The organism is Clostridium lentum, assembly GCF_014287815.1.
In the GTDB taxonomy this organism is placed as follows: domain Bacteria; phylum Bacillota; class Clostridia; order Clostridiales; family Clostridiaceae; genus Clostridium; species Clostridium lentum.
Genome location: NZ_JACOOQ010000015.1, coordinates 65,643 through 80,715 on the forward strand (window position 1 = coordinate 65,643; position 15,073 = coordinate 80,715).

A 15,073-nucleotide genomic window follows, 5' to 3' on the forward strand; every position below is an offset into this window, starting at 1 on the left:
ATAATAAGACAATATGTTGTGTGGAATAATGAAAATATAGACATATAATATACTATATATAGTAGAAGAGAGGAAATGGCTAAATGAATAAAATGTGTAAATTTGCTATAGAAGATATAAAGGATAAAGATGGCGTATATAATGAAGCAAAGTTAGTTGAGAGTTGTAATAACATAATAAGACCAGGTATGACTGAGGAAGAAATATTATCATCTATTATGCAAAGTGCCTTAGAGTTAACAACAGAAAGTGAACCAAGATGGCAATATGCAGCTTCAAAAATATATATTTATAAATTGTATAAAGAAGTAAATAATAACAGAGGGTTAAAAAAGCAAGAACCATATAGCAATTTTTATGATTTTATTAAAGAAATGACAACAAGAAATTTATATGGAAAATATATTTTAGAAAATTATTCACAAGAAGAGGTAGAGGAATTAGAAAAATATATAAAGCCAGAAAGAGATTATTTATTTACATATAGTGGTATTGATTTATTAACTAAAAGATATTTAATACATGATTATAATAAAAAGACATTAGAATTACCGCAGCAAATGTTTATGGGAATAGCTATGCACTTAGCAATTCCAGAAGTAAAAGGTAAGAAAATAGAATGGGCTAAGAGATTTTATGATGTTTTAAGTTCATTAAAAGCTACAATGGCAACACCGACTATGTCAAATGCTAGAAAGCCATTTTATCAGTTAAGCTCATGTTTCATTGATACTGTTGATGATAGTTTAAATGGAATATATAAATCTTTAGATAACTTTGCTAATGTTTCTAAATTTGGCGGAGGTATGGGGATATACATAGGTAAGGTTAGAGCTTTAGAGTCAAGTATAAGAGGTTTTAAAGGAGCTGCTGGAGGAGTAATTCCATGGGTTAAATTATTTAATGATACAGCAATAGCAGTTGACCAGCTGGGAGTTAGAAATGGATCTGTAGCAGTATGGCTTGATGCATGGCATAAAGATATTCCTGAGTTTCTTCAAATAAGAACGAATAATGGAGATGATAGAAAGAAAGCACATGATGTTTTCCCTGGGTTATGTTATCCAGATTTATTTTGGCGTTTAGCAGAACAAGATATTGATGCAAATTGGTATATGATGTGTCCTCATGAGATTAAAGTTGCTAAGGGATATTCACTAGAAGATTATTATGGTGCAGAATGGGAAGAAAAGTACTATGAATGTGTTCATGATGATAGAATATCTAAGCGTGTTATGAGTGTAAAAGATATAGTAAGGCTTATTATAAAAAGTGCAGCAGAAACAGGAACACCATTTGCATTTTATAGAGATACTGTCAATAAGATGAACCCAAATAAGCATAAAGGGATAATATATTCTTCTAATCTTTGTACAGAAATAATGCAAAATATGAGTGCAATGGAAATACAACAAAAAGAAATTTTTGATAAGAACGGCGATAAAATAGTAATTGAAAAAACAAAAGCAGGAGATTTTGTTGTATGTAATCTTTCATCAATAGTATTAGGTAATGTTGATGTAAATGATGAAAAGGAAATTGAATATGTTGTTGAAACACAAATAAGAGCCATGGATAATGTAATTGACTTAAATTATTATGCAATTCCATTTGCTGAAATAACTAATAAAAAATATAGAGCAATAGGTCTTGGAACCAGTGGATATCATCATATGCTTGCTAATAATAAAATTCATTGGGCAGAAGAAAAACATTTAGAATTTGCTGATAAAGTATATGAAAATATTAATTATTATGCAGTAAAAGCAAGTATGAAGATAGCTAAAGAAAAAGGTTCATATGAATGCTTTGAAGGATCAGATTGGCAAAATGGAGATTATTTCAAATTAAGAGGCTATTCTAGTGATAGATGGAATGAATTAAAGCAAGAAGTAAATAAAACAGGGTTAAGAAATGGATATTTATTAGCAGTAGCACCAAATGGTTCAACAGCTACTATAGCAGGTACATCAGAAGGTATAGATCCAGTTATGGCAAGATTTTGGTTAGAAGAGAAAAAAGGAAGCATAGTGCCAAAGACAGCACCTAATTTAAGCTGGGAAAATTTCTGGTTCTATAATTCAGCATATAATGTAGATCAAAGCTTTAGTGTTAAAGTTAATGGTGTACGTCAAAGACATATAGACCAAGGACAATCTTTTAACTTATATATAACGACAGATTTTACAATGAGACAAATAATGAACCTATACATAGATGCATGTAAGTGTGGAGTAAAATCAATATACTATGTAAGGTCAAAATCACTAACAGTAGAAGAGTGTGAGAGCTGTTCAGCATAATAAAAAATATAAAAACATTTGGGAGTAACTAATATGGATGTAAAAAAGAGATCTTTATTTAATGAAAATGGAGATGTGGAAGTCAGTAAAAAAAGAATGATTAATGGTAATACCACTAATTTAAATGATTTTAATAATATGAAATATGGATGGGTTTCAGAGTGGTATAGACAGGCAATGAATAATTTCTGGATACCAGAAGAAATTAATTTATCACAAGATTTAAAAGATTATAACAATTTAAAAGAAGCAGAGAAAGTTGCATACGATAAAATACTATCATTTTTAATATTTTTAGATTCAATACAGACAGCTAATTTAGGAAATATAAATAATTATATTACAGCCAGTGAAATTAACTTATGTCTTACAATCCAAGCTTTCCAAGAAGCTGTACACTCTCAAAGCTATAGCTATATGCTGGACACTATATGTTCTCCAGAAAAGAGAAATGAGATATTATATCAATGGAAAGATGATGAAATATTGCTGGAAAGAAATAAATTTATAGGGGCTCAATATAATAACTTTTTAGAAGAGCCTACTATAGAAAACTTAGTAAAGACAGTAATGGCTAATTACATTTTAGAAGGTATATATTTCTATTCTGGATTTATGTTCTTCTATAATTTAGAGAGAAATGGAAAGATGCCAGGTTCAGCTCAGGAAATAAGATATATAAATAGAGATGAAAACACTCACCTTTGGTTATTTAGAAGTATAATTAGAGAGCTTATAAAGGAAGAGCCAGAAGTATTTACAGAAGAATTAAGAGAAGAATTAAGATGCATGATGAAAATAGGTGTTGAAAATGAAATTAATTGGGGTAAATATGTAATTGGTGATAAAATTCAAGGAATAAATAGTAATTTAATTGAAAGTTATATAAAATATTTAGGTAATAGAAGATTAAAAGAAATTGGATTTGAAGTAATTTTTGAAGGTTATGATGAAAATCCAGCTAAATGGGTAGATACTTTAGCAGATGCAAATTCAGTAAAAACTGACTTTTTTGAAGCAAAATCAACAGCATATGCAAAAGCTAGTGTGTTAATTGATGATTTATAAAATTAACATTTACAGTATAAATTTGAAAATATTATAAAAAATGTTATAAAATATGATAGTTATTAAAAAAATATAAAGTATTTTGAGAAAATATTAAAAATTAAAGAAATTTTGATAATATTTAAAGAATATATGTTATAATTAAAAAACAATCATAATATTTTAATTAACTATGGAATTACAATGTTAAACAATTACATTGTTATGATGCAGGGAGGAAATTGCAATGAAAAATGGTATTGCTGCTTCAAAAGGATATGCAATAGGTAAAGTATTTATTCAACAACATGAAGAAATAGTTATAACAGATGAAAAAGTAACAGATGTTGCTGCTGCTAAGGCAGAATTAAGCAAAGCTTTAGAAGATTCAAGAATTCAATTAGAAGCTATTAAAGCTAAAACTTTAGAAGAAATAGGTGAGCACGAAGCTCAGGTTTTCGTAGCACACTTAGAATTATTAGATGATCCAGGATTTGCTGGAGAAATGGAAAACACTATAGAAAATGAAAGTATAAATCCAATGAAAGCAGTTCAAATGGTAACAGATACTTTCGTTATGATATTTGAATCAATGGAAGATGCATATATGAGAGAAAGAGCTGCTGATGTTAAAGACGTTTCTAAGAGAATAATCTCTAACTTAGCAGGAAAAGGTGGAAGTGATTTTGCTATAACTGAAAAGAATACAGTTGTAGTTGCTCATGATTTAACTCCATCAGATACAGCTCAATTAGATAGATCATTAGTTGTTGGTTTCTTAACTAACATTGGGGGAAGAACTTCTCACTCAGCTATCATGGCTAGAACATTAGAAATACCAGCAGTAGTTGGTTTAGGAGATATAACTACTTCAGTTAAAAATGGAGACTTAGTTATAGTTGATGGTATTGAAGGTATTGCTATAATCAATCCTTCAGAAGAAGTAGTAGCAGAATATAGAGCTAAGCAAGAAGCTTTCAAAGCAGAACAAGAAGAATTAAAGAAACTTATCGAAGTTAAAACAGTTACTAAATCAGGTAAAAGAGTAGAGGTTTGTGGAAATATAGGAAAGCCAGAAGATATAGACCAAGTTTTAGCTAATGGTGGAGATGGTGTAGGTTTATTCAGAACAGAATTCTTATATATGGATAGAGATTCAGCTCCAACTGAAGAAGAACAATTCGCAGCATATAAGACTGTATTAGAAAAAGCTAACGGAAAACAAGTTGTTATAAGAACATTAGATATCGGTGGAGATAAGGTATTACCTTACTTACCATTACCAGAAGAAATGAACCCATTCTTAGGATATAGAGCTATAAGATTATGTTTAGATAGAAAAGACATATTCAAAGTTCAAATAAGAGCTTTACTTAGAGCTTCAGTATATGGTAAATTAGCAGTTATGTTCCCAATGATTTCAGGATTAGAAGAATTCCAAGCTGCTAAAGAATTCGTAGAAGAGTGTAGAGCAGAATTACATGCTGAAGGAGTAGCTACTTCAGATTCAATTCAATGGGGTATAATGGTTGAAATACCTGCAGCTGCAGTAATGGCTGATGAATTAGCTAAGCATGTTGACTTCTTCTCAATAGGAACAAACGACTTAATTCAATATACATTAGCTGCTGATAGAATGAGTGAAAAAGTTTCATATCTTTACAATCCAATGCACCCAGCTGTATTAAGATTAATAAAGATGACTATTGATGGAGCTCATAAGCATGGTAAATGGGTTGGAATGTGTGGAGAAATGGCAGGAGATGAAGCTGCTATCCCAACACTTGTTGAATATGGACTAGATGAGTTCTCAATGAGTGCTACTTCAATCTTAAATGCTAAGAAGATAATCTTAGAACAAGAATAATATAAAAAATAAGAGGTAAAGGTATTAAGTACTTTACCTCTTATTTTTTATCTGAAAAGTATTCAAAGGTTAATGGCAGTGGTATTTATATGAAAAAGTTAATGGAATAAGGAGATAGTAAGCTGTCCAACGAGTTATAATAGAAGAAAAGAAAAATAATGAGAAGATGGAGACGTAAAATACTGGCATGATAAAAATGATGCAAATTATGTTCCTAAAAGAAGTCTTTCAGATTTAATTATAGAAGGCAAAATTAAATAATATTATTAAATGGACTGTTTTTATCTAATTGATAAGAAACAGTTTATTTTATTTAATAAGTATTTGAGCAGTAGTATTAAGGTATAATAAACATAGGTGGTGATTTTATGAAAATTATTTTTGAAATTTTTCTATCTATATTTAAAATAGGAGCATTTACTTTTGGTGGAGGATATGCAATGATTCCATTAATTGAACAAGAGGTGGTTAATAATAAGAAATGGCTTAATAAAGATGAATTTATGGATGTATTAGTGGTAGCACAAAGTCTTCCAGGGGCAATGGCAATTAATGCATCTATTTTTTTAGGATATAGGATAGCTGGAATTTTAGGTGCTATATCAGCTTTAATTGCAGTAATATTACCATCTTTTATAATAATTATATTAATAGCTGCTTTTTTTATGCAATTTAGAAATAATTACTATGTTAATGCTGCTTTTATGGGCATAACAGCAGCAGTGCCAATGCTTGTATTAGTAGGAGCTATAAGTTTAGCTAAAGGAATACCTAAAAATTTAAGAAGCCTTATAACTATACTTATTTCATTAATTGCATTGATATTTTTTCATATTAACCCTGTGGTAGTAATAATAGTATCTGGAGTTTATGGAGCGATATTTTTAAGAGGGAAGGTATAGGAGATGAAACTATTAGTAAAATTATATTTAGCCTTTTTAAAGATAGGTACTTTTAGTTTTGGCGGTGGATATGCAATGCTTCCTTTTATTCAAAAGGAAATAGTAGAAAAAAATAATTGGATAAGTAGTACAGAATTTACTGATATAATTGGTATTTCACAAATGACACCAGGACCTGTGGCAATAAATTCTGCAACTTTTGTTGGATATAAAATAAGTGGAGTAATAGGCAGTATAGTTGCTACATTAGGAGTAATAACTACTTCATTTATTTTAGTAGTAATAATAAATAGGATATTAGATAAATTCAAAGAATTTAAAATGGTTCAATCTGCATTATTAGGTATGAAACCAGCACTTATAGCATTGATAATATATGCTTTTTGGGATTTAGCTATAGATGCATATAAAGATTGGAAAAGTATTTTTATTACTGTGATAATTGCAGTAGTATTGTGGTCAAAAAAAGTACATCCTATATTAGTAATTGTAATTGCTGCAATACTTGGTTTAGTATTTTATGTATAATAACGATATTATAATAGTAAATTTTAAATAATGGAGACAATGAATGGGAAATAAACTTAACAAAATATATGAAAAGTCTATGGATAATTATAATAAAGGTTATATTGAAAAGGCTTTAGAAGAATGTGAAAAGGGTATATCTTTAAATTTAAAAGATGTGAGACTATTAAATTTAAAGGGAATGCTATTATATATAAAAGGAGATTTAAAGGGAGCAATTGCTGTATGGAAAATAAATAAAGATTATAATAATGATGAAATATCAAAAATTTATATTAGAGATGCAAAAAAAGATGAAGAAAATATTAAATTATACTCTTTAGCAGAACATGATATCAAAGAGTTGAAGATTGATAATGCCATAGAAAAATTAGAGAAGTGTAGGGTGAGTGATTTTAATAGCATAAATGTTAATAATGCTTTATCCATATGTTATTTAAAAAAAGGCAATTATTTAAAAGCAATGGAGTTTAATGAAGCCTCACTAATTATAAATAAAGAGGGAAGGACAGCTCTTGAAATAAGAAATCAAATTAATGGATATTTACAAGATCCAGTAGATGAATTTAAAAATTCAATAAAGAAAAAAGCTTTAATAATATTATTGATACTATTAGGTGTAATAGCTATATTTATATTTTTAAATATTAATAAAAAAGATGAAGGCTTATCAAATAATACTGAAAATATAGTAGCAAATGAAGAAATTATAAATAAAGAAATCATAAATGAAGAAGTTAATAATGAAGAAGTTAATAATGAAGAAAAAAATACTCAAGTTAATAAACTTAATTCGGAAGAAGAAATTAAAAAAGCATATGAAGAATCAATAGGGTTATTTGATGAAAAAAAATATGATGAATCAATAGAAAAGTTACAAAGTGCATATAATAGTGATGTAGATACTTATTATCGTAAACACGTATTATTTTTATTAGCATCATGTTATTATGAAAAAAATCAAATTAATGAAGCTATACAATATTATGAAGAATATATTGATAAATATGATGAAACATATATAGAGGAGATATATTATAAATTAGCTTTAGCGTATGAAAACATAGATTTAAATAAAAGTAAAGAATATGCAAATTATATAAAAAATAAATTTAGTAATTCCATATATAACAATAGCAAAATATCTCAAATAATATATAAATAAAGGAGGAGAATAACAATAATTACTGTAATTGAAGATATTAAAGTCTATAACCCAAAGTATTTGGGTATTAAGACAATAGTCTTAGTTGGAAACAAGATAGAAGGGATATACGATAAATTAAAAATACCAGAAGATTTTATAGAAATTAAAAGAATAAATGGTGTTGGAAAGATATGTTTACCAGGATTTATAGATTCACATGTTCATATTATTGGTGGAGGTGGTGAAGGCGGATTTAGAACTCGTACTAAAGAAATAGATATAAAAGAACTTATAGAAGCTGGAATAACTTCAGTAGTAGGATGTTTAGGTACTGATTCTGTATGTAGAAATATGGAAACACTTTTAGCAAAAGCAAATGCATTGGAGGAAGATGGTATAACAGTATATTGTTATACAGGTTCATATGATATACCAATAAAGACAGTAACAGATAGTATAAAGAAAGATGTAATGCTAATTGAAAAAATAATAGGTGTAGGAGAAGTAGCATTATCGGATCATAGAAGTACTCAGCCTACTTATGATGAATTTCTTAGAGTTGTGGCAGAAACAAGAGTAGCTGGATTATTATCAGGAAAAGCAGGCGTAATTAATGTACATTTAGGTGATGGTAAAATGGGTCTAGAATATATTGTTAAAATGATAGAAGAAACAGAAATACCAAGTACGCAAATATTACCAACTCACCTTAATAGAAATAAAGATTTGTTAGATGAAGGTTTAAGATATGCTAAAAAAGGTGGATATATAGATTTAACAACAAGTTCAGACCCTAAGCATTTAGAACCAGGGGAAATGAGAGCATCAGAAGCATTAGAATACTTATTAAATAAAGGTGTTAAAATTGATAATATAACATTTTCATCTGATGGTAATGGAAGTATGCCTGTTTTTGATAAAGGTAAGTTATTAGGTTTAGGGATATGTAGTGTAACAAGTTTATATGGAGAAGTTAAAGAGGCTGTTAAGAATTATAATATTCCAATGGAAACTGCTATTAAAGTAATAACTTCAAATGTATCAAGGATATTAAAATTAGAAAATAAGGGTACTATAGAAATGGGAAAGGATGCGGATTTAGTTATTGTTGATGATGAAAATTTAGAAATAAATATTGTAATAGCTAATGGAAATATTGTTGTTGAAAATGGAAAAGCTATTATAGAGAGCATATTCGTTTAATGTTTAATATAAAAATAAGGGGCTATATCTAATAAGACATAGCTCCTTATTTTTAATAAGCTAAAGAGAAAAATAAATGCTGACCTATTAAGGTAGTATCAGATTTTTCTACACTTCTCATCCAGCTACAAGTTGCTGTTTCTGGGTTATAAAAAAATAACGCATCACCAGTTGGATCATAGCCTTTAATAGCATCATAAACAGCTGCAAAACACTCTGATGATGGTTCAACGGTAATCTTTCCATCTACTACGCAAGAAAAAGCATAGGGTTGGAATATTACTTCTTGAACCGTATCAGGAAATTGTGGACTTAAGACACGATTTAATATTACAGATGCTACGGCTACCTTTCCTTCAAATGGCTCGCCTTTACTTTCAGCATATACAACTTGAGACATAATATATATGTCATCTTCTGTTAAATAAATTGAACTATTATTATCTGAAAAAACTTCTACATAATCATTATCAGATAAATCTATACAGCTCTCACTGGAGCAATTTAAGCTTTCAACATTTTCATCATACTTTAAATTATTTAATAAATTAATATTATCTGCTAGTTCATAACCTTTGCAGCTAATATTCGCTGAAAGAGAAAGGGTTAAAATAAAAAAAATAAAAAAATTAACCAATTTCATAAAAAACCTCCTTTTGGTTACAACCCAATCAGAATATAGTGTAACCAGAAAGAGAAAAATAATACTAAGAATTTTCTAACAAGCTTAAAAATTGTTGGATGCTCTCTAAAACATTATTATATTTTTTATATGCATTATCATAATTTTTATCAATAACTGTCTTATTTTTTTTATAATCAGAAGAGGAGCGTTCATATATAATGGCAGTACGCATTGAATTTAAATAAGATGAATATAAAGAAAAAATATCATTTAAATTATTATAATAATTTAAATAGCCTTCTGGAATAGAAACACTATTTAAATCTTTCTTTAGAAAATTAAAAGAATTTTCTTTATCATTTAAATCATTAATAATAGCATCGAAGCTTCTATTTTCTTCGCGAACACGATCAACTGCTGGCTTAAGGTCTTCTAAAAGTCCTAAAAAGTTATTAGATATAGCTGAAAGCTTAGTAATAAATTCTGTATTTTGTGAATGTTTAAGTTCACTTTCAATCTTGCTTTGGTTTAATTTGGAGTAATGAGAAATAAATGCGTATAAAAAGTTTTGTAAAGAACTACTATAATTAAGTGAAATGCCTTCATCAGATAGTTTAGAGTAAGAAGCAATGCAGTTATTTTTTAAGGCATCTAAATTAGCAGCTAGTTCATCTAATGAAGAGTCTTCATATGTAGAAATATAGTTAAGACAGTATGTGTATAAGTTATAAGTGTCATCCAATGCTTTAAGTAGATTGCTAGATACTTGGCTATTGTCATTAGAAGATAAACTAGCCAAAGATGTCTTACAATTATCTAAATCGGCAAGGCCATTTTTTAATAAAGATGAAGCTGCCACGATATTTAATGAAGTGTCGGCAGTGCAATTATTAAGTGAAGAGTTAATTGAATTAAGATTATTAGCTATAAGAGCATAATTTGATAGATTACTATAAGTGGTTGTGCTTTTCATATTAGAGCTAATATTTAAAAGAATAACGCAAGTTGAGGTAATAATAATAGATATTATAAGACAAATTATGAAGTTAAAATTATTTTTTAAATACTCTTTATTAATATTCATTAAAAATCACATCCTTTGAAAAGTTGTCTTTACATAAATTTATTAAGATAAACTTAAAAATATTATATATATTATTAAAAAATATAAGTTATAGTGTATAATTTAAATAGAAAAGTAATGGTGGTGAAATTATGGAAGAGTTGGTTTCAATGATTGTAAATGCTTTAAGAAATATTTCAATCAGTGCATGTATAGATATAGTAGTTGTAGCTTTTATTTTTTATAAAGGATACTTTTTAATAAAGGAAACCAGGGCAGAGCAATTATTAAAAGGAATTGCCTTAATTATAGTATTAATACCAATAAGTTATTTATTTAATTTATCAATGCTATATTACATATTAAATAAGACATTAGCTATTGGGGTCTTATCAGTGGTAATTATCTTTCAACCTGAAATTAGAAGAGCATTGGAGCATTTAGGCAGAAGTGCTTTTGAAGATAAGCATGGCTTTGAAGATGAAGAACAGATGAACAAAAATGTAAATGAAATAGTTGAAGCAGTGATTAATCTTGCAGAAACTAAAACAGGAGCATTAATTGCCATTGAACAAGGAACAGGACTGGGAGAGTTAATAGCATCAGGTACAGAGATAGATTCAAAAATATCAGCAAATCTATTAGAAAATATATTTGTTATTAATACCCCATTACATGATGGTGCAACAATAATTGGTAAAGGAAGAATAATAGCATCAGGATGTGTGTTGCCACTTACTAATCAAGATATAAATAAGAAGCTTGGTACAAGACATAGAGCTGCTATAGGACTATCTGAAATATCTGATGCTTTAGTAATAATTGTATCAGAAGAAACAGGAATAATTTCTCTAGCTATTAATGGAAGACTTACAAGAAACTATGATAGAGATAGATTGAAAATTATATTATTAAAAATAATGGAAGAAAGAGAAAATAAGAGAGTTAAAACTGCAGGCAAGAAGGTGAAGGGATGGATAACAGGAAAACTAAGCAAAAAATAATAGTTCAAATTGTATCGCTTTTTATATCCATTGGGTTATGGTTATATGTAACTAATACTGAAAATCCAATAAGGACTGTAGAAGTAAGCAAGGTTCCTGTACAGCTTTTAAATGCTAACGATTTATCAAAGCAAGGGATGGCCTTAGTACCCAATCAAAGTATTTATGTAGATTTAAAGGTTGAAGGATATAGCCAAGACGTGTATAAATTGAATAAAGATAACTTTTCAATTAAGATAGATTTAGCTGAGTATGCCTTAAAGTTAGGAGATAACTCAATTCCAATAACTATAGTTGATACTCCATCAAACGTTACAGTGAAAAATACCTCTAATTTAGTTGTGACAGTAAAGATTGAAGAAATTATAGAAAAAGATTTTAAGGTGGAGTCAAGAATAGATGTGGCAGCCAAAGCTAATTATTATGTTGCACAGCCTCAAATAAATCCAGAAACAGTGACAGTATCTGGACCAAAATCACTAGTAAGTCAAGTTAAGGGAGTTGTGGTATTAGGTCAGGAGGATAATGTTTTTGAAGATATAGTTAAAAATTATGAAGTTGTAGCTATAGGTGATAGTGGATATACTGTAGAAGGGGTAAAACTTTCAACTGAAAGAGTACAAGTAATTATCAAAGTTAACCCAGGTAAATCTGTACCTATTAAGGTAGGCACTATAGGTAATGCAGGTTATAATATTAATATAGCATCCATGGAACTATCGCAGAATTATGTGGAAATAACAGGACCTCAATATATTTTAGATAGTATCAGTGAGATATACACAGAAGCTATTGATTTATCTAGAATAACAAAAAACAGTAATATGAAAGTTGATTTAATTTTTCCAGATGGTATTGAAAAAGCAAGCATATCATATGTTACTGTAAGTATTGAAGTAGAAGAAGCTAAGGAAAGCCAAGAAAATGAAGTAACAAGAGAATTTGAAGTAAAATATACTACAAGTGGTTTAGCAAGTGATTTTAATATGACAGCTTCATCAGACAAGGTAAAAATTGTACTTAAAGGTAGCAAGAATAAACTAGATTCTATCAATATAGAAAATATAGTAGCTAGTATAGATTTATCTTCAATAACTGATACAGGACAATATACAGAGACTCCAGCTGTTAATATTACAGGAGATGCTGAAGGTGTTGAAATAATCAGTGTTGAAAGCATAATAATAAATGTAACTAAAGAAGAAAATAGCGAAGGTGTCTTTAATGAAACAACTACCAATGAAGAAAGTACTTTAGCTCAATAGTAGTTAATAATGAATTATGAATTGATGATAAAAAGCCCCGATGGGCTTTTTATTTTTTAGTTAAACAGTGCAGGTAGAGTTTCGCTAATGTAACTTTAGTTAAGTGGTCATAAATGGCTAATGAAAAGCTTAGTTAGGTTTTGCGTAAGCTACAAGCCTATTTAACTTAGTACTTGTGACTTATTAACTAAAGCTATGATAGACTTAACTAATTAACGTAGTGTTTAATTAATATGTGAGGTATGATAAAATAGTTTAACATTAGAAAATAATAATTAAGAAGGTGATTTTATGACTATAAGAGTTAATAATATAGTACTTAGCTTAGATGATGATATAAGTATATTAAAAAAGAAAGTTAGTAAAAAGCTGAAGATATCTATTGATGAAATAAAAAACTTTAAGATAATAAAGGAAAGCTTAGATGCTAGAAATAAAGATAATATAAGACTTACATATGCCGTAGAATTAGAACATAAAAATGAAGAAAAGCTTGTGGAAAGATTACATGATAAAGATGTAAAAATAGATACTACAAAATATGAACCAGATGTTCAGGAAGGAAATGAAAAGCTTAATAATAGGCCTGTAGTAGTGGGGTTTGGGCCAGCAGGTATATTTGCAGCTTTAATGTTAGCAGAAAAAGGTTATAAACCACTGGTGATAGAACGTGGAGAAGATGTGGATAAAAGAAGTGAAACTGTGGATAGATTTTGGACAGAAGGAAAGTTGAATTTAGAATCTAATGTACAGTTTGGAGAAGGGGGAGCAGGTGCCTTTTCAGATGGTAAGCTTACTACAAGAATAAAAGATAAAAGATGTGATTATGTATTAGCAGAGCTTGTTAAAGGTGGAGCACCAGCAGAGATTGCTTATTTAGGAAAGCCACATGTTGGTACAGATATTTTAAAAGATGTTGTTAAGAATATAAGAAAAAAAATAATTAAATTAGGTGGAGAAGTAAGATTTTCTTCTAAACTTGAATATATAAATAAGGAAAATGGTAAAGTTAAGAGTATCATAGTAAATGGTGAAGAAATTCCTTGTGAAGCTGTGATATTAGCATTAGGACATAGTGCTAGAGATACTTATGAAATGCTTTATGAAACAGGCCTTGAAATGACACAAAAAGCTTTTGCCATTGGCGTAAGAATAGAGCATCCACAGGATTTAATAAATAAGAGTCAATATGGAAAGTTCCATAATCATCCTAAATTAAAGGCTGCAGACTATAAACTTACTTATCAATGCAAAGAAAGTAAAAGAGGAGTATATTCATTCTGTATGTGTCCAGGTGGAGTAGTTGTAGCAGCAGCCTCAGAAGAGGGAAGAGTTGTTACCAATGGAATGAGTTATCATGCTAGAGATTTGGAAAATGCTAATTCAGCATTAGTTGTTCAAGTACATCCAGAAGATTTTGGTAGCGAACATGTCTTAGCAGGGGTAGAATTTCAAAGAAAATATGAAGAGCTTGCTTATAAGGTAGGTGGAGCTAATTATAATGCACCAGTACAACTTGTAGGAGATTTTATGAGGGATAGAGTTTCTACTAAAATAGGTTCTGTAACACCAGGATATAAACCAGGATATAAACTTGTAGATATGAGAGAATGTCTGCCAGATTTCGTTGTTGAATCAATTAAAGAAGGTATAGTTAATTTTGATAGAAAAATTAAAGGTTATGGCATGGATGATGCAGTTCTTACAGGAGTGGAAACAAGAACATCAGCACCTATAAGGATGCTAAGAAATGAAAACTTTGAAAGTACTTCTATTGAAGGTATTTATCCTTGTGGAGAAGGTGCAGGATTTGCTGGGGGAATTATTTCAGCGGCAGTAGATGGTATAAAGGTTGCGGAAAATATCATAGGAAAATATACCAAACTAAATATTTAATAAAAAATTACAATGAATCAAGCATATTGATTCATTGTTTTTTTAAAGTACAGGAAAGTATAAAATTTTCGATGGCTGAAAGTTAGATGTTATCTAGCATTCAGCCTTTAAATATGTTAAATTTATTAATTATAAATTAGAGGTTTTTACATATGAAAAAAGGTAAAATAAAAATAATACTAGAAGATCACTGGCATGGGTTCTTAAAAATATATGAAAATAA

12 protein-coding genes are annotated in these 15,073 nt (G+C 28.9%); 10 read left to right on the forward strand and 2 right to left on the reverse strand.

Features of this window, described 5'->3' with window-relative positions:
- Positions 1-83 precede the first annotated feature (83 nt).
- The 7 genes from H8R92_RS09640 to iadA all read left to right on the forward strand — a co-directional run bounded on the left by H8R92_RS09640 (position 84) and on the right by iadA (position 8,997).
- Positions 84-2,303 carry a ribonucleoside-diphosphate reductase subunit alpha gene (locus H8R92_RS09640; RefSeq protein ID WP_186835311.1) on the forward strand — a complete coding sequence of 740 codons (2,220 nt, stop codon included), beginning with the start codon at positions 84-86 and terminating at the stop codon, positions 2,301-2,303.
- A 33-nt stretch (positions 2,304-2,336) separates the two neighbouring features.
- On the forward strand, positions 2,337-3,371 hold the full coding sequence (locus tag H8R92_RS09645) for a ribonucleotide-diphosphate reductase subunit beta (RefSeq protein WP_186835312.1): 1,035 nt from the start codon (positions 2,337-2,339) through the stop codon (positions 3,369-3,371).
- Between the two features lie 226 nt (positions 3,372-3,597).
- Positions 3,598-5,217: a phosphoenolpyruvate--protein phosphotransferase gene (ptsP, locus tag H8R92_RS09650; RefSeq protein ID WP_022212018.1), complete on the forward strand. Its 1,620-nt coding sequence runs from the start codon at positions 3,598-3,600 to the stop codon at positions 5,215-5,217.
- A gap of 368 nt (positions 5,218-5,585) precedes the next feature.
- Entirely contained in the window at positions 5,586-6,119 is a 534-nt protein-coding gene (locus tag H8R92_RS09655; protein ID WP_186835313.1) for a chromate transporter, read from the forward strand.
- A gap of 3 nt (positions 6,120-6,122) precedes the next feature.
- Positions 6,123-6,647, forward strand: coding sequence for a chromate transporter (locus H8R92_RS09660; protein WP_186835314.1), 525 nt, complete (start codon positions 6,123-6,125; stop codon positions 6,645-6,647).
- Positions 6,648-6,690: 43 nt separating this feature from the next.
- On the forward strand, positions 6,691-7,812 hold the full coding sequence (locus H8R92_RS09665; protein WP_186835315.1) for a tetratricopeptide repeat protein: 1,122 nt from the start codon (positions 6,691-6,693) through the stop codon (positions 7,810-7,812).
- 15 nt (positions 7,813-7,827) lie between these two features.
- Positions 7,828-8,997 (forward strand): beta-aspartyl-peptidase, encoded by a 1,170-nt coding sequence (gene iadA, locus H8R92_RS09670; RefSeq protein WP_186835324.1) that lies wholly within the window; start codon positions 7,828-7,830, stop codon positions 8,995-8,997.
- A 52-nt stretch (positions 8,998-9,049) separates the two neighbouring features.
- On the opposite strand, the gene H8R92_RS09675 is transcribed toward iadA, so the two are convergent.
- Together H8R92_RS09675 and H8R92_RS09680 are read right to left on the reverse strand one after the other, a co-directional pair.
- A complete protein-coding gene (locus tag H8R92_RS09675) occupies positions 9,050-9,640 on the reverse strand; it encodes a cell wall hydrolase (protein ID WP_022212023.1) in 591 nt (196 codons plus the stop codon).
- Between the two features lie 64 nt (positions 9,641-9,704).
- Positions 9,705-10,706 (reverse strand): hypothetical protein, encoded by a 1,002-nt coding sequence (locus H8R92_RS09680; protein ID WP_186835316.1) that lies wholly within the window; start codon positions 10,704-10,706, stop codon positions 9,705-9,707.
- A gap of 131 nt (positions 10,707-10,837) precedes the next feature.
- On the opposite strand from H8R92_RS09680, the gene cdaA reads away from it, so the two are divergent.
- The 3 genes from cdaA (at position 10,838) to H8R92_RS09695 (ending at position 14,850) form a co-directional block, all read left to right on the forward strand.
- Positions 10,838-11,689, forward strand: a complete 852-nt coding sequence (gene cdaA, locus H8R92_RS09685) for a diadenylate cyclase CdaA (protein WP_022212025.1) — start codon at positions 10,838-10,840, stop codon at positions 11,687-11,689.
- Positions 11,659-12,954 carry a CdaR family protein gene (locus H8R92_RS09690; RefSeq protein ID WP_186835317.1) on the forward strand — a complete coding sequence of 432 codons (1,296 nt, stop codon included), beginning with the start codon at positions 11,659-11,661 and terminating at the stop codon, positions 12,952-12,954. Before cdaA ends, H8R92_RS09690 begins: the two co-directional genes overlap by 31 nt.
- Before the next feature lie 291 nt (positions 12,955-13,245).
- On the forward strand, positions 13,246-14,850 hold the full coding sequence (locus H8R92_RS09695; RefSeq protein WP_186835318.1) for an NAD(P)/FAD-dependent oxidoreductase: 1,605 nt from the start codon (positions 13,246-13,248) through the stop codon (positions 14,848-14,850).
- Positions 14,851-15,073: the final 223 nt, after the last annotated feature.